Source organism: Mycobacteriales bacterium (assembly GCA_030697205.1).
GTDB lineage: Bacteria > Actinomycetota > Actinomycetes > Mycobacteriales > SCTD01 > JAUYQP01.
Map to the genome: position 1 here is coordinate 237365 of JAUYQP010000013.1, position 18762 is coordinate 256126.

Sequence of the window (18762 nt, forward strand, 5' to 3'; positions counted from 1 at the left end):
CGCAGGATCGGCGGCCTGCGCGTCGAAGTCCGCTCCCATGCGCTCCCGTGCCACCCGCGTCCTGCTCGCCGCTGCTGCCGTCGTCGCGGCCTCGCTCGCCGTCCCCGCGACCGCCGACGAGGTGCCGGCCGGCTACGCCTACAGCGACGCGTGGTTCGACTCCAGCGACGGCACCCAGCTGCACGCAGGCGTCTTCCTCCCCGAGGACCTGCGCCAGGGCGAGCGGCTGCCCGTGATCCTCACGAGCACCCCCTACACCTCCCCCAACGGCGGGGTGACCGCGCTCGGCAACACCAGCGGCCCGGTGATCCGCTTCCCCGAGCTGTTCGAGCACCCGCGCTTCCAGGCCGGCCGCTACGCCTACGTGCAGGTCGACGTGCGCGGCTTCGGCGGCAGCGGCGGCTGCTTCGGCTACTACCTCCCGCCGGAGGTCGCCGACATCAAGGTCGCCGTCGAGTGGGCCGCCGCCGCGCCGTGGTCCAAGGGCAAGGTCGGCCTGTGGGGCAAGTCCTACGACGCCGCGCAGGAGGTGCTCGCGCTCGCCGCGAAGCCCAAGGGCCTCGCCGCGGCCGTCATCCAGGCGCCCGGCCTGTCGGCCTACACCGCGCTGTGGATGGGCGGCGTCCACTACGCCACCGGCCGCTACGCCACGACTGCCATCTACACCGCCGATGACCTCGGCCCGGCGCAGAGCCCGGAGTACGTCGGATCGCCCGAGTACGCCGCCGCGACCGTCGACGGGCTCGCGGCCGACCCGACCTGCCGCACCGACGCGCTGGTACGCATGAACACCGAGGGCGTCCGCGACAGCGCCTTCTGGCAGGGCAAGGAGCCCTACCTCGGCGCGAAGGGCTCGACGGTCCCCGTCTTCTGGTCGCACGGCTTCGCCGACGCCAACACCAAGCCGGTGCACCTCGACGTGTGGAGCTCGCTGAAGGGCCCGAAGCAGGCGTGGTTCGGGCAGTTCACCCACGTCCGCGGGCACGAGGCGGCCGTCGGCCGCGAGGGCTTCCTCGACGAGAGCTTCCGCTGGCTCGACCGCCACGTCCGCGGCCTCAAGGTCGCGAGCGACCCGGCCGTCACGGTGCAGTCCGGCAACGGCGAGGGCCGCTGGCGCACCGAGGCCGCCTGGCCGCCGGCCGACGTCCGTAGCTGGACCATGCCCGTGCGGGCCGGCTCCTACGACGACGTCCCCGGCAACAACGGCGACGGCCCGCAGGCCGGCCTGGGCCACTGGTCGGTGACGCCCGTGCTCGCGCACGACGCCCACCTCGCGGGCGAGACCCGGGTCGCGGCGAAGGTCACGACGCTGCTGCCGGGGGCGCACGTCATCGCCCACGTCTACGACATCGCGCCCGACGGGATGGCGACGCTCGTGACCCGTGGCGCCCACGCCGTCACGGGCACCGGCGCGCAGAGCGCGTCGTTCCCGACGTACCCCCAGGACTGGGTCTTCGAACAGGGCCACCGGATCGGCATCCACCTGTCCGCGGCCGACACCGACTGGTTCGCGCCGCCGACCACCGGCGCGACCGTCGAGGTCACCGGCGGCACGACGACACTGCCGCTGCTCAAGGTCGCCCGGACCCGCTTCGTCGAGGGTGACGCGTCCGACGGGATGGACTCGACGCCGTTCGCGGTGTCGGACGCGACCCTGCAGGAGGCCACCGTCGGCGGCCAGCCCCCGAAGCAGACCCGCCGGTAGCGCTAGCGGCCGGTGCCGCCGTAGACGGTGGCGGGCTCGTCGTCGGAGCCGAGGTCGAAGGCGGCGTGCACCGCCGTGACGGCGTTCTTCACGTCGGTGTCGCGGCAGACGACCGAGATCCGGATCTCCGAGGTGGAGATGGCCTCCGCGTTGACGCCGGCCTCGGCGAGCGCCTCGAAGAAGGTCGCCGACACGCCGGGGTGCGAGCGCATGCCGGCGCCGACGAGCGACACCTTGCCGATGTGCTCGTCGGACAGCAGCGACTCGAAGCCGACCCGGGCCTGCAGCTTCGACAGCGCGGTGACCGCCGTCGTGAGGTCGGACTTCGGCAGCGTGAACGAGATGTCGGTGCGGTCGGTCGCACCCGAGACGTTCTGCACGATCATGTCGATGTTCACCTCGGCGTCGGCCAGCGCGCGGAAGATCGCGGCCGCCTCACCGGGCTTGTCGGGGACGCCGACGACGGTGACCCGCGCCTCGGAGAGGTCGTGCGCGACCCCGCTGATGATGGCCTGCTCCACGGGAGCCTCTCCTGTGATCAAGGTGCCGGGCTTCTGGCTGAATGACGACCGGACGACGAGCGGGACGTGGTAGCGGCGGGCGTACTCGACGCAGCGCAGGTGGAGGATCTTCGCGCCGCAGGCGGCCAGCTCGAGCATCTCCTCGTAGGAGACGGTCAGGAGCTGGCGGGCGCTCGGCACGATGCGGGGGTCCGCGGAGTAGACACCGTCGACGTCGGTGTAGATCTCGCAGACCTCGGCCCCGAGCGCGGCGGCCAGCGCGACCGCGGTCGTGTCGGAGCCGCCGCGGCCCAGGGTGGTGATGTCCTTGGTGTCCTGGCTGACGCCCTGGAAGCCGGCGACGATCGCGATGTGGCCCTTCTCCAGGGCTTCGGTGATGCGCCCCGGCGTCACGTCGATGATGCGCGCCTTGCCATGCACGCTGTCGGTGATGACGCCGGCCTGCGAGCCGGTGAAGGACCGTGCCGACGCGCCGAGGTTGGCGATCGCCATCGCGAGCAGCGCCATCGAGATCCGCTCGCCGGCGGTCAGCAGCATGTCGAGCTCGCGGCCCGGCGGCAGCGGGCTGACCTGCTGCGCGAGGTCGAGCAGCTCGTCGGTCGTGTCGCCCATCGCCGACACCACGACGCAGACGTCGTGGCCGGCCTTGCGGGTGGCGACGATCCGCTCGGCGACCCGCTTGATCCGCTCGGCGTCGGACACGCTGGAGCCGCCGTACTTCTGCACGACGAGTCCCATGGCACCACTCTAACGAGGCCGCGCTGACGTAGCGTGCGGCCGGTGACGACCGACACCCTCGGGGACGACCGCCTGGAGCACGCCGGCAAGGGGGTGGTGGCTTCCGGCGTACGCCGTGCCTTCGGGCCCGTCGAGGCCGTCAAGGGGATCGACCTCACCGCGCACCCGGGCGAGGTCACCGCGCTCGTCGGCCCCAACGGCGCCGGCAAGACCACGCTGCTGCTGGTGCTCGCGACGCTGCTCGTGCCCGACGCCGGACACGTCCGGATCGCCGGCCACGACCCGGTGACCGAGCCCGACGAGGTGCGGGCGCGGATGGGCTGGGCGCCGGACTTCTTCGGCCTCTACGACAACCTCACGGCGCGCGAGTACCTCGAGTTCTGCGGCGAGGCCTACCGACTCGGGCGGACCGCGTCGCGGGCGCGCGCCGTCGAGCTGCTCGAGCTGGCACGCCTTCCGGAGTACGCCGACCGGCCGGTCCACACGATGTCGCGCGGGCAGAAGCAGCGCCTCGGTCTGACCCGCGCCCTCGTGCACGACCCGGAGGTACTGCTGCTCGACGAGCCGGCGTCCGGGCTCGACCCGCGATCCCGCGTCGAGCTGCGCGAGCTGCTGCGCGACCTCGCCGGCCGCGGCACCGCGGTCATCGTGTCGAGCCACCTGCTCGGAGACCTCGAGGAGCTCGCGGACCGCGTCGTCTTCGTCGACGGCGGCCGCACCGTCGGTGAGCACCGGCTCGACCAGCTGCCCGTCGGCACCCAGTCGCGGCCGTGGCGGCTGCGCGCGCTCGACACCGACGCCCTCGTCACGGCTCTGGCCCGCAACGGCTACGACGCCGACCCGCCGACCGTCGCGGGCGTCGACGTGCGGCTCGCCTCCGACGAGGCGGCCGCCGAGCTGATCGCGGGCCTCGTCCGCGACGGCGTCGCCGTCGTGTCGTGCCAGCCGCTCGGCGGCCAGCTCGAGGCGACCTACCTGGAGCTCACGGAGGGACAGCGATGACCGCGTCCGGCATCGCGACCGTCGCCCGGCAGGAGTTCCGGCTGCGCATCCGCGCCGGTAGGTGGCGCTGGCTTCTGGGCATCTGGTTCGCGATCCTCGCGGCCTTCACGCTGCTGCTCCGCGGCGCCCTGTCGCGCGGGTTCACCAACGAGGACATCGACTCCAAGGGCACAGTCGTCTACGGCGGACTGATGCTGTTCGTCCTCGGACTGGCGCTTCTCGTCGTACCCGCCCTGGCCGCCCAGTCGGTCAACGGCGACCGCGAGCGAGGCACCCTCGCGACCCTGCAGGTGACGCGGCTGTCCGCCGCCGAGATCACCTTCGGCAAGTTCGCCGCGGCCTGGGTCACCGCGCTGGTGTTCCTCGGGCTGACGCTGCCGCTCGTCGTCTTCGCGATGACCCAGAAGGGCGTGCCGATCGGACGCGTGGTCGTCGTGACGCTCGTCATCGCGGTGCTGCTCGGCACGGTCTGCGCGATCTCGCTCGCCCTGTCGGCGCTGCTGTCCCGCACGACTACCAGCGGCGTGCTCGCCTACCTCTCGGTCTTCGCTCTGGCGATCGGCACCCTCATCGTCTTCGGCCTCGTCACGGCGGTGACGACCGAGGAGTACACCGACAGCTACGAGAACAGCTGCCCGACGGCGGCCGAATTGCCGCCCGACATGTCCGCCGCGGAGCGCGAGCAGATCCTCAGCAGCTGCGTCGCCGGGAGGCAGACCTTCACCGCCACCCGCGCCCGCACCGACCGGACGTGGTGGCTGCTCGCGCCCAACCCGTTCGTCATCCTGGCCGACGCCGCACCTGCGCTGCCGGAGGAGACCGAGGCGCAGCGCCGCGCACGGGAGGCCCGCGAGGCCCGCGGCGAGTTCCGCACCAACGCCCGTGACCTCGACCCGCTCGGCCAGATCGGCTCGGCGGTCCGCGACCTGCGCGAGGCCCCGGCCGACACCCGTGCGGGCGCGATGCCGATGTCCCTGCCCGAGGAGCGCAAGGCGGTGTGGCCCTGGGGCCTCGCGGCCAACGTCGTCCTCGCCGCCGGCGCCCTGTGGCTCACCACCCGCCGCCTGCACACCCCGTCACGCACCCTCCCCCGCGGCCAGCGCGTCGCCTGACCCCCGCCCCCCGTGCCCCCGCCCCCAGGCCCTTGCGTCATAACGCCCACGCGGCGACACCTCCTGTGTCCCTATGACGCAACGGCGGGGTCAGCCGAAGGCGCCACTCGGGAGGTAGGCCGTCATCGGGCCGGGCCGGCCCCGCAGGCAGATCGAGGCCCCGCCGTGCAGCCCGAGCCGCAGGTCCAGGCAGGCGTCGATCGCCCACTGCTGGTCGGCGGACAGCCAGTCGACCTCGACCTCGTCGCCGGCCTCCGCGACCGACGCGATCAGCACCTGCCGGGCGGCGTCGGTCGTCGTGCCGCCGACCCAGACAGGACCACCATGGCGTACGACGGCAAACCCCCGTCCTGCCGCGTCGTCGACGACGAGCAACTGCCAGCCGTTGCCCTGCAGCACGTCGAGGTCGGTGCCGGAGCGGGCGCCCCGCTGCGCGACGAGCACGTCCTCGACGAGGTCGCGGTCGTCGTCGAAGGACCCGACCCGCACCCCCGGCGTCGCCGGCAGCAGCGCCCGGTCGACGGGGCCCCTGCCGACGTAGGCGGGCACCAGGTCGAAGCCGGCGCGGCGGTAGCGGCGCAGCGCCGCCGGGTCGACGGTCGAGGTGATCCAGGACCGGTCGGTCGCCGTCGTCAGCGACCTGTCGAGCAGCTGCCGGCCGAGGCCGGTGCCCTGCTGCGACGGCTCCACCATGAGCAGCGAGAGGAACCACGTGCCGTCCCGGACGAGCGCGAGCGCGCACGCCACGACCCGATCGTCGTCGACCGCGACCCACGACGAGTCGGGATCGGTCGCCTGAAGGTGACCGATCCGGCGGCGGGCGTTGGCGACCGCGTGCTCGGTCACCTCCGCGACCGGCTCGCCGATGCGCCGGTCGAGGTCCTGCAGGGCCGCGACGGTGACGAGCCGCGCGCCCTCCACGTCGTCGGCGGTCATGGGTCGGATCACGCCGGCCACCCTGCCGCATTCGCGTGCGGTGTGTCACACGTCGAGGCGACGGCGCCCTTCGAAGGCGCGTCCGAGGGTGACCTCGTCGGCGTACTCCAGATCTCCTCCGACGGGCAGTCCGCTCGCGAGCCGGGTGACCGCGAGGCCCATCGGCTTGACCAGGCGCGCGAGGTAGGTCGCGGTCGCCTCGCCCTCGAGGTTGGGGTCGGTCGCGAGGATGAGCTCGGTGACGCTGCCGTCCTGCAGCCGCACCATCAGCTCGCGCACCCGCAGGTCGTCGGGGCCGATGCCGTCGATCGGCGAGATGGCGCCACCGAGCACGTGGTAGCGGCCGCGGAACTCGCGGGTCTTCTCGATCGCGACGACGTCCTTGCTCTCCTCGACCACGCAGATGACGGTGAGGTCGCGGCGCGGGTCGCGACAGATGCGGCACTCGTCCTGCTCGGTGACGTTGCCGCAGACCTTGCAGAAGCGGACCTTCTCCTTGACCTCGACCAGCGCGGTCACCAGCCGCTTGACGTCGACGGGGTCGGCCGACAGCAGGTGGAAGGCGATCCGCTGGGCGCTCTTCGGGCCGACGCCGGGCAGGCGGCCGAGCTCGTCGATGAGGTCCTGGACCGCGCCTTCGTACACCTACATCCCGGGCAGCCCGAGGCCGCCCATCCCGCCGGTGACCGGCCCCATCTTCTCGGCGGCCAGCGCCTGCGCGGCGGCCGAGGCGTCACGGATCGCGGCGAGCACGAGGTCCTCGAGCGACTCGACGTCGTCGGGGTCGACGGCCTTCGGGTCGATGCTGATGCCGGTGACCTCGCCGGCGCCGGTGATGCGCGCGGTGACGAGACCGCCGCCCGACGTGCCCGTGACCTCGGTCGCCGCGAGCTCCTCCTGGGCGGCCGCGAGCTGCGCCTGCATCTTCTGCGCCTGCTTCATCAGCGCCTGCATGTTGGGCTGGCCACCGGGCTTCATGCGTCGTCCTCGTCGTCGTCGTGCACCGTCGTCGCAGAGCCTAGGCCGTGGAGCCGGTCCGTCGCGTCTCGGTCGATCGGGGTCACCAGGGCGACCACCCTGACCCGAGACAGCGCGCGAGTCAGTTGGGGCTCACTCGCCGAGGGTGCCGACGACGCGACCGCCGAGCTCCTTCGTGACGAGCTCCAGCGCCGCCTCCTCGCCGAGCACGCGGTCGCTCGGGGGCGGCGGGGCGTCCGGGTCCTCGGGCTCCATCTCGTCACCAGGCGCAAATCCCTCGTACGCCGGGGGCGCCTGCTGCGCGGGCCGGTCCTCACCGGCGGGCGACCGGTCGGCTGAGGGAGCAGCCGCACCGTCGGCGGGCACGCAGTGCAGGTCGACGTCGAGGCCGAGCACGCTGCGCAGCGCGTCCTTGACGAAGTCGGGACTCGAACCGGACTGGAAGGCCCGCATCGTCCCGGGGTGGCCGAAGGCGAGCGTCAACGTGCGGCCCGACAGCGCCTGGACCTGCGCGTCGACGAGCTGCGTCCACGCGACCCGCTTGACCTGGCTGACGGCGTCGAGGATCGCGTCCCACGACCGGCGCACCGCGGCCGCGTCGAGGCCCCCTGCAACCGGTGCCGCTGCGGCGGGCGCGGCTGCGGGTGAGGGCACCGCTGTCGGCGACGCCTGCTCGGCAGGTGCCTCGGGAGCGTCCGGTCCACCCGACGGCGCGGGCGCGGCGGCCGGCACGTCGGCGGATGCGGCGGGAGCGGCGGGTGCGGCAGCCGTGGCGGGTTCGCTGCCGCTTCCCGGGCGGACCGGCTCGGGCCACGCAGCGGCAGGCGCAGCGGCAGGCGCGGCGGGAGTCGCCCGCTCCGGTGCCGCGGCGGGCGCGTCCGGTCGAGCGGGCGTCGCGGGGACGGGGGTGGGCGTGGCGGTAGGGGCGGGTGCGGCCGCTGCAGGGGCAGCCGGGGCGGGGGGCACCGGGGCCGGGGGCGCCGCGGCCGGAGCGGCGGGGGGCACCGGGGCAGCCGGGGCCACGGGGGTCGGGGCGCTCGCGGCTGCGGCAGCGGCGGCTGCTGCGGCGGCACGGGCGGCGGCGATGCCCGACTGCTCCGACGAGGTCCGGTCAGGTGCCGCGGCGGATGCGCCCGGGTGGCCAGACGTCGCGGAGGAGGCGACGGCAGGCCCCGGGTCGCCGGCGATGTCGAGGCGGCGCTCGAGGCGCTCGACGCGGGCCAGCACCGCCGCGTCACCGGTGGAGGCGGCAGGGAGCAGGACGCGGGCGCAGACGAGCTCGAGCAGGAGGCGGGGGGCCGTCGTACCCCTCATCTCGGTGAGCCCCTCGTGGAGCAGGTCGGCGGCGCGGGACAGCCCGGCGCTGCCGAGGGCCGCGGACTGGCGGGCCATCCGCTGCAGCTGGTCGGGTGGGCAGTCGAGCAGGCCGCTCTCCCCGGCGTCGGGCACGGCATCGAGGACGACGAGGTCGCGCAGCCGCTCGAGCACGTCCTGGGCGAAGCGGCGCGGGTCGTGGCCGCCCTCCATGACGCGGTCGACGGTCGCGAAGACCGCGGCACCGTCGCGGGCCGCGAAGGCGTCGACGACGTCGTCGAGCAGGGTGTCCGGGGTGACGCCGAGCAGCCCGGCCGCGGCCTCGCGGGTCACGCCGTCCGCGCCGGACGACGCCAGGACCTGGTCGAGGATCGACAGCCCGTCACGCGCGGACCCGGCAGCGGCGCGCACGACCAGGGGGATGACGGTCGGGTCGACGGCGATGCCCTCGGAGGCGACGACGTCGGTGAGCAGCCGGGTGAGGTCGGCGCGCGGCATCAGCCGGAACGGGTAGTGGTGGGTGCGCGAGCGGATGGTCTGCAGGACCTTCTCCGGCTCGGTCGTCGCGAAGACGAAGCGCAGGTAGTCCGGCGGCTCCTCGACGAGCTTGAGCAGCGCGTTGAAGCCCTCGCGCGAGACCATGTGGGCCTCGTCGATGATGTAGACCTTGAAGCGACTGGAGACCGGCGCGTAGAACGCCCGCTCGCGCAGGTCGCGGGCGTCGTCGACACCACCGTGCGACGCGGCGTCGATCTCGACGACGTCGAGCGAGCCGGGGCCGTTGGGCGCGAGCGCGACGCAGTTGTCGCAGGTCCCGCACGGGTCCGGCGTCGGGCCCTGCGCGCAGTTGAGCGAGCGGGCGAGGATGCGCGCGGACGACGTCTTGCCGCACCCGCGCGGCCCGCTGAAGAGGTAGGCGTGGTGGATGCGGCCGTTGCGCAGCGCCTGCTGGAGCGGGCCCGTCACGTGCTCCTGGCCGAGCACCTCGCCGAAGCTGCCCGGACGATACTTGCGATAGAGCGCAAGGCTCACGACGACCTCCGGGCAACGGCGAGCAGGTGGGGCGGGGAAGCCGGCGACCCCTCGCACACCCGCACAGAGCCCGCCTGCCCTTGCTGCCTTCCGGCCCTGGGGGGGTTCAGCGAGGTGCGCGCCGCACGAGGGGTCGTCGGTGACAGTACCCGCCCACCGACCCCCCGTACGACGGCCCCGGCCGCACTGGGGACATCCGTCCCGCTACTGCACCCGGAGCTCGACGCGCTGACTGACGGAGGTGCCGAGGTTGGTGGCCAGCAGGGTGCGCCCCACGACCGCGGTGCCGGCCTTGAAGGGCGTGCCCTGGGCGATGCTGAAGGCCGGACGTCCGCCCGTGTCCTCCAAGCAGTTGCGGGCTCCGATCGCGACCGGCTCGCGCAGCGCCCCAGCCGAGGTGTTGGTGACCACGCGCTCGCCCCACCACGCGCCCCCGACAGCGGTCACCAGGCTGAACGGCAGGAACCGCCCCCCTTGGCTCGCGCGACCCTCGCACGCCCGCCCGGCGCTTCGCTAGGATCGTCGGCGGAGGATTCGCCTAGTTGGCCTATGGCGCACGCTTGGAAAGCGTGTTGGGGGCAACCCCTCACGAGTTCGAATCTCGTATCCTCCGCCCCCTCGAGAGCCGCCCCCGCCGGGGCGGCTCTCGTCGTTGCGCGGCAGACTGCGGCATGGCCAGCCCTCCGGTCCCCCGTGCCCGCCTGACCCCCAGCCGGCTGCGCGGCTTCGTCGACCGCAGCCGCACGACGGCGCTGTTCGACGGCTTGCGGAGGATGAGCCCCCGCGCGGTGGACCTCGTCGCCGGGTCGCGCTCGGCGACGGTCGTGCTGCACCCGTCGCTCGCCCGCGAGGTGCTCGTCACGAAGGCCCGCTCCTTCGCCAAGGGCGAGGCTCTCGGCCGCACCGAGCTGCTGCTCGGCAAGGGCCTGCTCACCGCCGACCGCGAGCGGCACCGCCGACACCGGCCGCTGGTGCAGCCGGCCTTCCACCACAGCAGGATGGCCGGGTACGCCGACGACGTCGTCCTCGCGGGCGTCGAGCACGCGCGGGCGTGGCGGCCCGGCGCCGTCGTCGAGATGACCACCGAGATGCAAGAGCTCACCCTCGCAGCGGTGGGCCGCACCCTGCTCGGGACGGCGACCGGCGCCGAGGCGGCGGCGAAGGTCGGGCCGGCGCTCGCGACGGCGCTGCGGGCCTGGGAGGTCGCGCTGATCCCCGGCATGCTGGCCCTGCTCGACACCCCGCTGCCACCGGCGGTCCGGACCCGCGCGGCCCTGGCCTCCCTCGACGCGCTCGTCCGGGATGTCGTAGCGGACGGACGCCGACGCAGCGAGAGCGGGCCCGGCGACGACGTCGTCGCGGCGCTGCTCGCGTCCGGGGAGCTCGACGACGACGAGCTCCGGGACGAGGTCATGACGCTGCTGCTCGCGGGGCACGAGACGACGGCTAACGCACTGACCTGGACCTGGCACCTGCTGTCCGACCACCCGGCGGTGGCGACGCGGGTGCGCGCGCAGGTGGCGGAGGCGGTGGGCGACAGGCTTCCGGCGTACTCCGACCTGCCGTCCCTGCCCTACCTCTACGCGGTGGTGGCCGAGGCGATGCGGCTCTTCCCGCCGGCGTGGATGCTCGAGCGCGAGGCGGTCGAGGACGTCGTGCTCGACGGGATCGCCGTGCCGCGCGGGCGCACCGTGCTGGTGCCGGTGTGGGTGCTGCACCGCGACCCGGACAGCTGGGACGCACCACTGCAGTTCCGGCCCGAGCGGTGGCTGCGCGACGGCCGCTTCGACGAGGACGCGCCGGGTCAGCCGCGGGGGGCGTGGGTGCCATTCGGGGCCGGGACGCGCCAGTGCATCGGGGAGTCCTTCGCCTGGACCGAGGCGGTGCTGCTGCTCGCAGTGCTCGCCCGCGACTGGGCGCCGCGGCGGGTCGCGGACCAGCGGGTAGGGGTGCGCGCGGCGGTCACGTTGCGCCCGGCCCACGGCATGCGGATGGAGCTCGTCCCCGCACGCTGACGGCCCCGCCCCCGGGGAACGGGGACGGGGCCGCAGAGCAGGCACGTGCTACCGGGACAGGTGCACCGTCATCGGCGGGATGTCGTGCTGACCACCGACGGAGAAGGTGATCGGGCTCGACAGGTGACGGCTCTCGATGGTGACGGTCCACTGGCCGCCGTCCATCTGGGCGCTGCCGACGACCTCGTTGCCGACCTTCGCGACGAGCCAGGCGTCCTTGGACTGGGCCTTCGCGCCGGCCTCGACGTCGGAGCCCTGCAGGCCGAGCACGATGTCGGTCGTCGTGGCGGTGGCGCTGTCGGCCGTCGCGGTGACGACCTTCAGGGTCGACGAGGCGGTCCCGAAGGCGCCGTCGAGGGCGGAGTCGACCGCGGCCGTCGCGTCCTTGATGGTCGTGACGGTGAGGTCGATCGTCCGATCACCGAGGCGGTTGACGGTGTTGCTGGCCTTCTGCACCGACGGGCGGGTGGCGTTGGTGGCGTAGCTCGCGGGGTCGGACGCCACCTCGCGGACGACTGCACCGGCCTGGGTGATGGTGTCGGCGGCGAGGGTGTCGACCGTGGTGACCATTCCCTTGGCGAGCGTCGTCGCACCGGCGACCGTCTTCGTCGTGGTGCTGTTGATGCTGGCGACGGTGCGGTCGACCTGCTTGGCGACCGGGGCCGTGACGGTGTTGACGTCGTCCTGCGCGCCCTGGACGACGGCCGCGGCGGCACCCGGCGTCTTCATGTCGTCACCGATCGGCGGGATGGAGCTCGCCGCGCTGGCGACACCGCCACCGAGGACGGCGGCGGCCGACAGGCCGACGACGACCTCCTTGAGGCCGTGGCCCTCGACGTCGTCGAGCTCGTCGATCTCCGGGGCGTCCTGCGTCGGGACGACCGAGAGGATCTCGTCGTTGCTGTTCATGAGGCTCTCCTGGGTTGCTCGTCCTGGCCGGACGGCCAGCGGATGAACCACAGGGTGCGCCGTCAGGACAGCCCGGTCTGTCGGCCAGGAGACACTGTCGGCAAGCCGTCAGATCAGACGGGCGTGATCGACAGCCGCAGCGCGCCCGGGGCGCTGGCCGGCACCGCGGGGCGGTGCGGCTCGACGGGCTCGACGCGGCGGTACGGCGTGCCGAGCTCCGGTCGTGGGTCGTGCTCGCCCTTGTTGGGCCACAGGCTGAAGGCGCGCTCGGCCTGCGCCGTGATGGACAGCGACGGGTTGACCCCGAGGTTGGCCGACAGCGCGGCGCCGTCGACGACGTGCAGGCCGTCGTGGCCGAAGACGCGGTGGTAGCCGTCGACGACACCCTCGTCGGCGTCGGCGCCGATGACCGCGCCACCGATGACGTGGGCGGTCATCGGGACGTTGGCGATGTCGCCGAGGGTCCCGCCCGGGTGACCACCGATCTTGTCGGCCATCCGGCGGACGGCGTCGTGGCCGACCGGGATCCAGGTCGGGTTGGGCTCGCCGTGGCCGGGGCCGGTCGTGAGCCGGCCCCGCTTGGTGCGGGTGACGGTGAGGGAGTTGTCGAGGTTCTGCATGACCAGCGCGATGATCGTGCGCTCGCTCCAGCGGCTGACCGATAGGCTCTGCGCGAACAGCCACGGGTGGCGCACGACCTGGCCGAGGAACTTCAGCGGTCGCGGCACCCGGCCGCCGCCGTCGACGAGCATCGTCGACAGCAGCCCCATCGCGTTGCTGCCCTTGCCGTAGCGGACCGGCTCGATGTGGGTGTGCTCGTCGGGGTGGAAGCTGCTCGTGATCGCGACGCCCTTGGTGAAGTCGGTGCCCGCGCTCTTGGGGGCCATCGCACCGAGCAGCGCCTCGGAGTTGGTGCGGGTCAGCGTGCCGAGCGTGCGACTGATCCGCGGCAGGACGCCGGAGTCGCGCATCTCGAGCAGCAGTCGCTGAGTGCCGAGGGCGCCCGCCGCGAACACGACGTGCTGCGCGGTCGTGGTCTTCCTCGTCGTACGACGGGATCCGGTGGCGCGCGACTCGACGACGTAGCCGCCGTCGGCGAGGGGGCGCACGGCCGTCACGGTCGTCTCGGGCAGGACCGTCGCACCGCCCTGCTCCGCGAGGTAGAGGTAGTTGAGGTCGAGGCGGTTCTTCGCCCCGATCCGGCAGCCGATCATGCAGTCGCCGCAGTGCGTGCAGCCGGTGCGGCGAGGGCCGGCGCCGCCGAAGTAGGGGTCCTCGACCTCCTTGCCGGCGGTGCCGAAGTAGACCCCCACAGGAGTACGCCGGTAGGTGTGTCCGACGCCCATCTCCTCGGCGACCTCCTGGACGACCCGGTCGGCCGCCGTCGTCGCGGGCTGCTCGACGACGCCGAGCATCCGCTTGGCCTGGTCGTAGTGGGGGGCGAGCTCGTCGTACCAGTCGGTGATGTGGGCCCACTGCGGGTCGGCGAAGAACGACGCCGGCGGCTGGTAGAGGGTGTTGGCGTAGACGAGGCTGCCGCCGCCGACTCCCGCGCCCGACAGGACGACGACGTCCTTGAGCCAGGTGATGCGCTGCATCCCCTTGAGGCCGAGGGCCGGTGCCCACAGGAAGCGCTTGAGGTCCCAGGAGGTCTTCGGCAACGTCTCGGGGGTGAAGCGCTGGCCGGCCTCGAGGACCGCGACGCGGTAGCCCTTCTCCGTGAGCCGCAGGGCAGCGACGCTCCCACCGAAGCCGGAGCCGATGACGACGACGTCGTAGTCCACTGCCGTGTCTCCTCATTGTTGACCGCGTGGTCAATGAGAGTCTACGGTCCGGCTGTGCCAGGTCGCAAGGTGCCGGAGGCGGAGCGCCGGGAGCAGCTGCTCGCTGCCTGCTTCGCGGTGGCCCGCCGTGACGGGCTGGACGCGGTGACCGCGCGAGCCGTGGCCGTCGAGGCGGGCGCCTCCCCCGGCCTGGTCTTCTTCCACTTCGGCTCGATGGACGCGCTGCTCGCCGCGATGATGACCTCGCTGCTCGACGGGGCGCTGGACGCCGCGGTGACCCCTGCGCTCGCCGCCCTCGCACCCCACGACCGGCTGCGCGAGATGGTCCGGGTCGAGCTCGAGGGCATCCCCGAGCAGCGCGAGGCCGTCGAGCTGCTGCTGGCCGCGTGGTTCGTCGGCCGCGAGCTGCGCGGCCTCATCAGCGACGCGCTCGAGGGCTACCGCCGGGTCTTCGAGCCGGTCTGCGCCGAGGCGGCCGGCGGTGACGGCCGAGCCCTCGCCGCGGTCGTCGTCGCCCTGGTGCAGGGCGCCGCCTTCACCGCGGTCCGCGACCCTGCGGCCTTCGACGCCGCGGCCGTCGACGCCGCGCTCGCCCTGCTGCCCTGACGCGCACGCTCTCGGCGCCGCATCCCCGGGCAGGAGCTCCGTGCGGACCAGGCTCAGGTCGTATGGCGGTGGCGGTGGCGGTGGCGGTGGGATGTGAACTCGCGCTACCGGTTGGATGAACGTAGTCGTAGGCTGAGCGGTGAAACCCAGCAGGTGGATCGCCGGTAGGGTCGTCGTGACGGGAAACCTCGGAGGTCGACAGCGCGTGGTCCAGCCGCTTCCCGCCACCTCGGCCCGGCATCGAGCGGCGCTCGCCGACGAACGGGAGTCGGCTCAGAACAGGATCCGCTGGGAGCTGCTCGTCCAGCTCGTCCGTACAGACCTCAAGGTCAAGTACCAAGGCTCCGTGCTCGGCTTCGCCTGGTCGCTCGCCAACCCGCTGCTGCTGATGACCATCTACTACGTCATCTTCACGAAGCTCTTCGACAACGGCATCGAGGGCTACGCGATCTACCTGATGGCGGGGCTGCTTCCGTTCACCGCGTTCAGCCAGGCGGTCACGGCCGCGACGCAGAGCGTCACATCGAGCGCTGGGCTGGTGAAGAAGGTGCGGTTCCCGCGCATGGTCCTCCCCATGGCGTCGGTCGGCTTCGCGATGACCCAGTTCCTGCTGCAGCTCGTGCTGCTCGTCGTCCTCGTCCTCGCGTTCAGCCCGGCGCGGATCGGCCCTGAGCTGCTCTTCGCGATTCCTGCCCTCGCGCTGCTGGTGCTGTTCAGCACAGCCCTGGCGGTGTTGGTGAGCGCCCTCAACGTGCGCTACCGCGACACCAGCCACTTCGTCGAGATCGCCATGATCGTCTGGCTGTGGGCGAACCCGATCGTCTACCCAGCCGGCTACGCCAAGACCGAGCTGGACACCTACCACGCCTTCTGGGCCTACTTCCTCAACCCGATGGCGACCGTCGTCACGACGTTCCAGCGCGCCGTCTTCAACCAGCCCTACTACACGGCGCCGGACGGCAGCAGGGCGTTGACGCTGCCCGATGCGGGATATGCGTTCTACGTGCGCAACCTCGTCCTCGGCTTTGTCATCACCGCCCTCCTCCTGCTGCTCGCGCGTCGTGTCTTCACCAGGATGCAACCGCACTTCGCCGAGCAGCTGTGACGGCGGCCGGGTGAGCGAGTCCGCCGGTGCGGATCGGGACCGCCCGCATCAGCGACTGGCGGTCCGGCGGCGCCACCGGGTCGATCGGTCGCGCCAGCTCCGCCAGCGCCCGAGCAGCCGACCTGCCCGAGACCGCTCGAATTCCGCGCGCCACGCGGTGGCGGCGGCGAGCGCGGCCCGGAGGGCCTCCTCGTCGGGAACGGACCCGGCCTCCTCGCGGCGGTCGTCGTGGCCGAAGCCCAGCGAGCGGACGTCCGGGCCCAGTACGTCTCGGGCCTCCTCCAACGTGGTGACCCACAGGTCGGCCCAGACGCTGGCCGCCCCCCCGACCTGCACCCGGTAGCCGGAACGGGTCTGATGAACCGCCCGGCGCTGCGCCTCGGGGAGCGCCCCGTCGACCAGCACCAGCCCGTCCTGCGCCGCCGGGGCGTCGGACCGCGTAGGTCCCGCCTCGTCCTCCCAGGACCACCGCGTGCCCCTCAGTAGGTCGCGGCGATCGGTGACGGGGAGCAGCAGTTGCGCCGCCGTCAGGATGTGCTCGTAGCTGCCGGATCGGAAGAACTCCGGGTCGTGCTGAGCGTAGAAGGCGGACTTGCGGAGACGTACGTGCTCATCGAGGTAGCCCAGGTGCAGGAAGCGGACCGGAGTGGGGACGGCGCGCGCGACGAGTTCGGCCGGGACGCTGCCGCAATGCAGTCCGGCGTCGTGGCCGGCGCTCGCGAACCTGGCGCCCAGCTCACGCACGGCCTCGGTCCGGAACAGCCGGGGGTGCCGGATGTCGCGGCCGTAGGCTCCGTCGAACCTTGCCTGCAGCATCGAGTCCCACAGGTGCAGGCAGTCCAGCGACAGGCAGTCCACCCAGGGGGGTGCGCTGTCGACCATCGCCCGCAGCAGCTGCTCGCCACCGGGCTCGATCCGCTCGTCGGCGTCGAGGGCGAGCACCCACTCCGCCCCATCGGCCAAGGCCGCGTCCAGCAACCGGTTCTTGTCCCTCACCTCGTCGGCTGGCTCGTTGCGGTTGTGCAGGACCGTGGTGACGAGCGGGTGGGCAGCGCAGATCTCCGGCGTCGCGTCGCCGGACCGGTCGTCGAGCACCACCGCGGCGTCGACCACGTCAGCGAGGTGGTCCAGGAGGTCCTGCGCGTGGGCCTGTTCGTCCCGGAACCGCAGCACGGCGACCATCCGGGCCCGGGGGCGCGGGCGGACGACGAAGGCAAGCTGGTCGCCCTCCTCGCTGGCCCACGTGCGGTGCACCTCCCCATAGCGACCCAGCAGGCCGCGGTACCCGTCGAGGCCGAGGTGGCGCTTGTGGTCCGGGTCATCGTGGTGCCGGCCCTCGGGCACCACGACGAGCGCCAGCCCGTCGGCCGTCAGCAGCCGCCCGATCTCCCGGAGCACGGGAGCGGGGTTCCACAGGTGCTCCAGGGTGTGGGAGAGCAGCACTGCGTCCGCGGATCCGGCTGGAAGTCCGGTCGCGGTGATGTCGGCCTTGTGGAAGTGCACTCGTGCCCGGGCGTCGGCGGGCAGCTGGTCGCGGTGGCGACGGGCGTACGACAGGCCATGGTCGCTGATGTCGAGCCCTGTCACCGAGGCGACGGCGGGCAGCTCCTCGACCATCAGGACGTCGACCTCACCGGTACCGCAGCCCAGGTCGACCACCCGGCCGTGCAGCACCTCACTGGAACGACAGGCCTGCATCACGAAGTGGTCCCGCCAGAAGTCCAGCTCCAGCGCCTGAGGGAAGATCGCCTCGCGGTCGCGGAACATGCTGTCGTAGTAGCGGTCCAAGCCGGCGTCCTCGCCGGCCCGTTCGATGCCGATGCCCTGGCTCCCCGCGGTCATCTGGTCTCCGACCCGGTTGGCTGCGCCGCCGGGCTCAGGGGCGGCGACCCGGCGGTGAGCCTGCGAGCCAACGAGAGCGCCGGGCGCTCCACCACGACCCAGGACAAGGCCGCGACCGGCAACGTCGCGACCATCAGCAACGCCGCCGCCGCTGCCCAGTCACCGCCGGGCGCGCGCACGCCGCTGTGGATGAGGACGTTCATCAGGGTGTTGTGCCACAGGTAGATCCCGTAGGAGACCACCCCGAGCGATGCCATGGGTCGCAGCAGCCATGGTGCTCCGGGGGGCCGGTCGACTGCATGCAGCAGGGCGATGCCGAAAGCCACGGCGAGGGCCTGGTAGTGCAGGTCCCGAAGCCAGACCGGTTCCTGTCGGCTCAGGAAGACGGCCAACACGAGCGCGGGGGCGGCGATCGAGAGGCTGAGCAGCTCGCGCTGTCGGAGCCCGTCGAGCCAAGCGGGTCGCATCGCCACGAGGATCCCGGGACAGAACAGGCACAGCAACGGCGGCAGGCTGTAGCGCAGCGGGCCGACCCAGCCGCTCGGGTCCGACGCCGCGGGCGCGAGCACCCCACCGACAAGGCCCAGGGCTGCGCTCGCCAGCCAGAGCAGGCCAAGCGCACGGGCGGACCGCGGGAGCCACGGGGCGACGACGTAGAACATCGCCTCCACCCCGAGCGTCCAGCCGATGGGGAACACCGCGACGTACTCACCGGGCCACCAGCTGTGCAGCAGCAGCAGGTGCAGGACCCACTGCGCGGTCGACCGGACGTCGTCGGGACTGAGGAGCAGCACCGTGGCCAGGTAGGCCAGCGCATAGGCCGGCCAGATCCGCAAGGCCCTGCGGACGGCGTAGGAGCGCAGGGAGGGCGTGGGGCGATCGCTGACCCACATCCGTCCGATCAGGTAGCCGGAGAGGACGAAGAACAGCACGACACCTGCTTGACCCAGCAGCGCCTCGAGCGGGGTCCACGCAGCTCGACGACTCTCAGGAACGCTCAGCCGGGAGGCGTGCGCCACGAGCACCAGCACCGCAGCCAGGCCCCGGATTCCGTCCAACCAACCGGAGCGCTCGTCGTCGCGCGGCCGAGCACGGTTCGTCGTCTCGGCCAGGGCGCTCGTCATGCCTCGGTGATCCTAGGGGCCAAAGGTGGATCGCGACGG

16 protein-coding genes, 1 tRNA gene and 1 other RNA gene are annotated in these 18762 nt (G+C 72.9%); 7 read left to right on the plus strand and 11 right to left on the minus strand.

Annotated elements, in window-relative coordinates:
- Positions 1–37: 37 nt before the first annotated feature.
- Positions 38–1705, plus strand: coding sequence for a CocE/NonD family hydrolase (locus Q8R60_04525; GenBank protein ID MDP3711734.1), 1668 nt, complete (start codon positions 38–40; stop codon positions 1703–1705).
- A 2-nt stretch (positions 1706–1707) separates the two neighbouring features.
- Here Q8R60_04525 and Q8R60_04530 read toward each other — a convergent pair whose 3' ends face one another.
- Complete coding sequence (locus Q8R60_04530) at positions 1708–2964, minus strand: aspartate kinase (protein ID MDP3711735.1); 1257 nt, start codon at positions 2962–2964, stop codon at positions 1708–1710.
- A 42-nt stretch (positions 2965–3006) separates the two neighbouring features.
- Between Q8R60_04530 and Q8R60_04535 the strand changes: the two genes are divergently transcribed.
- The gene (locus Q8R60_04535) at positions 3007–3966 is read left to right on the plus strand and encodes an ABC transporter ATP-binding protein (protein MDP3711736.1); all 960 of its coding nucleotides are present in this window, start codon (positions 3007–3009) and stop codon (positions 3964–3966) included.
- A complete protein-coding gene (locus Q8R60_04540) occupies positions 3963–5078 on the plus strand; it encodes an ABC transporter permease (GenBank protein MDP3711737.1) in 1116 nt (371 codons plus the stop codon). Before Q8R60_04535 ends, Q8R60_04540 begins: the two co-directional genes overlap by 4 nt.
- Before the next feature lie 90 nt (positions 5079–5168).
- On the opposite strand, the gene Q8R60_04545 is transcribed toward Q8R60_04540, so the two are convergent.
- The 6 genes from Q8R60_04545 to Q8R60_04570 all read right to left on the minus strand — a co-directional run bounded on the left by Q8R60_04545 (position 5169) and on the right by Q8R60_04570 (position 9785).
- Complete coding sequence (locus Q8R60_04545; protein ID MDP3711738.1) at positions 5169–6026, minus strand: GNAT family N-acetyltransferase; 858 nt, start codon at positions 6024–6026, stop codon at positions 5169–5171.
- Positions 6027–6059: 33 nt separating this feature from the next.
- On the minus strand, positions 6060–6659 hold the full coding sequence (gene recR, locus Q8R60_04550) for a recombination mediator RecR (GenBank protein ID MDP3711739.1): 600 nt from the start codon (positions 6657–6659) through the stop codon (positions 6060–6062).
- The gene (locus Q8R60_04555) at positions 6660–6992 is read right to left on the minus strand and encodes a YbaB/EbfC family nucleoid-associated protein (GenBank protein MDP3711740.1); all 333 of its coding nucleotides are present in this window, start codon (positions 6990–6992) and stop codon (positions 6660–6662) included.
- 132 nt (positions 6993–7124) lie between these two features.
- Positions 7125–9338 carry a DNA polymerase III subunit gamma and tau gene (locus Q8R60_04560; protein ID MDP3711741.1) on the minus strand — a complete coding sequence of 738 codons (2214 nt, stop codon included), beginning with the start codon at positions 9336–9338 and terminating at the stop codon, positions 7125–7127.
- Positions 9339–9377: 39 nt separating this feature from the next.
- Positions 9378–9476: signal recognition particle sRNA small type (ffs, locus tag Q8R60_04565), an RNA gene on the minus strand.
- A 66-nt stretch (positions 9477–9542) separates the two neighbouring features.
- Positions 9543–9785, minus strand: coding sequence for a hypothetical protein (locus tag Q8R60_04570; protein MDP3711742.1), 243 nt, complete (start codon positions 9783–9785; stop codon positions 9543–9545).
- Positions 9786–9865: 80 nt separating this feature from the next.
- Between Q8R60_04570 and Q8R60_04575 the strand changes: the two genes are divergently transcribed.
- Positions 9866–9951 (plus strand) — tRNA-Ser (locus Q8R60_04575).
- 58 nt (positions 9952–10009) lie between these two features.
- Entirely contained in the window at positions 10010–11353 is a 1344-nt protein-coding gene (locus tag Q8R60_04580; GenBank protein ID MDP3711743.1) for a cytochrome P450, read from the plus strand.
- A 48-nt stretch (positions 11354–11401) separates the two neighbouring features.
- Here the strand turns inward: Q8R60_04580 and Q8R60_04585 are convergent, their stop codons facing one another.
- Together Q8R60_04585 and Q8R60_04590 are read right to left on the minus strand one after the other, a co-directional pair.
- On the minus strand, positions 11402–12262 hold the full coding sequence (locus Q8R60_04585; GenBank protein ID MDP3711744.1) for a hypothetical protein: 861 nt from the start codon (positions 12260–12262) through the stop codon (positions 11402–11404).
- Positions 12263–12375: 113 nt separating this feature from the next.
- Positions 12376–14046, minus strand: coding sequence for a GMC family oxidoreductase (locus tag Q8R60_04590; GenBank protein ID MDP3711745.1), 1671 nt, complete (start codon positions 14044–14046; stop codon positions 12376–12378).
- 54 nt (positions 14047–14100) lie between these two features.
- Here Q8R60_04590 and Q8R60_04595 point away from each other — a divergent pair, with 54 nt between their 5' ends.
- Together Q8R60_04595 and Q8R60_04600 are read left to right on the plus strand one after the other, a co-directional pair.
- Positions 14101–14652 carry a TetR family transcriptional regulator gene (locus tag Q8R60_04595; protein ID MDP3711746.1) on the plus strand — a complete coding sequence of 184 codons (552 nt, stop codon included), beginning with the start codon at positions 14101–14103 and terminating at the stop codon, positions 14650–14652.
- Positions 14653–14857: 205 nt separating this feature from the next.
- Entirely contained in the window at positions 14858–15757 is a 900-nt protein-coding gene (locus Q8R60_04600; GenBank protein ID MDP3711747.1) for an ABC transporter permease, read from the plus strand.
- A 48-nt stretch (positions 15758–15805) separates the two neighbouring features.
- On the opposite strand, the gene Q8R60_04605 is transcribed toward Q8R60_04600, so the two are convergent.
- Positions 15806–17599 carry a methyltransferase domain-containing protein gene (locus tag Q8R60_04605; protein ID MDP3711748.1) on the minus strand — a complete coding sequence of 598 codons (1794 nt, stop codon included), beginning with the start codon at positions 17597–17599 and terminating at the stop codon, positions 15806–15808.
- On the minus strand, positions 17596–18723 hold the full coding sequence (locus Q8R60_04610) for an acyltransferase (GenBank protein ID MDP3711749.1): 1128 nt from the start codon (positions 18721–18723) through the stop codon (positions 17596–17598). The genes Q8R60_04605 and Q8R60_04610 overlap by 4 nt, the downstream gene beginning before the upstream one ends.
- Between the last annotated feature and the right edge of the window lie 39 nt (positions 18724–18762).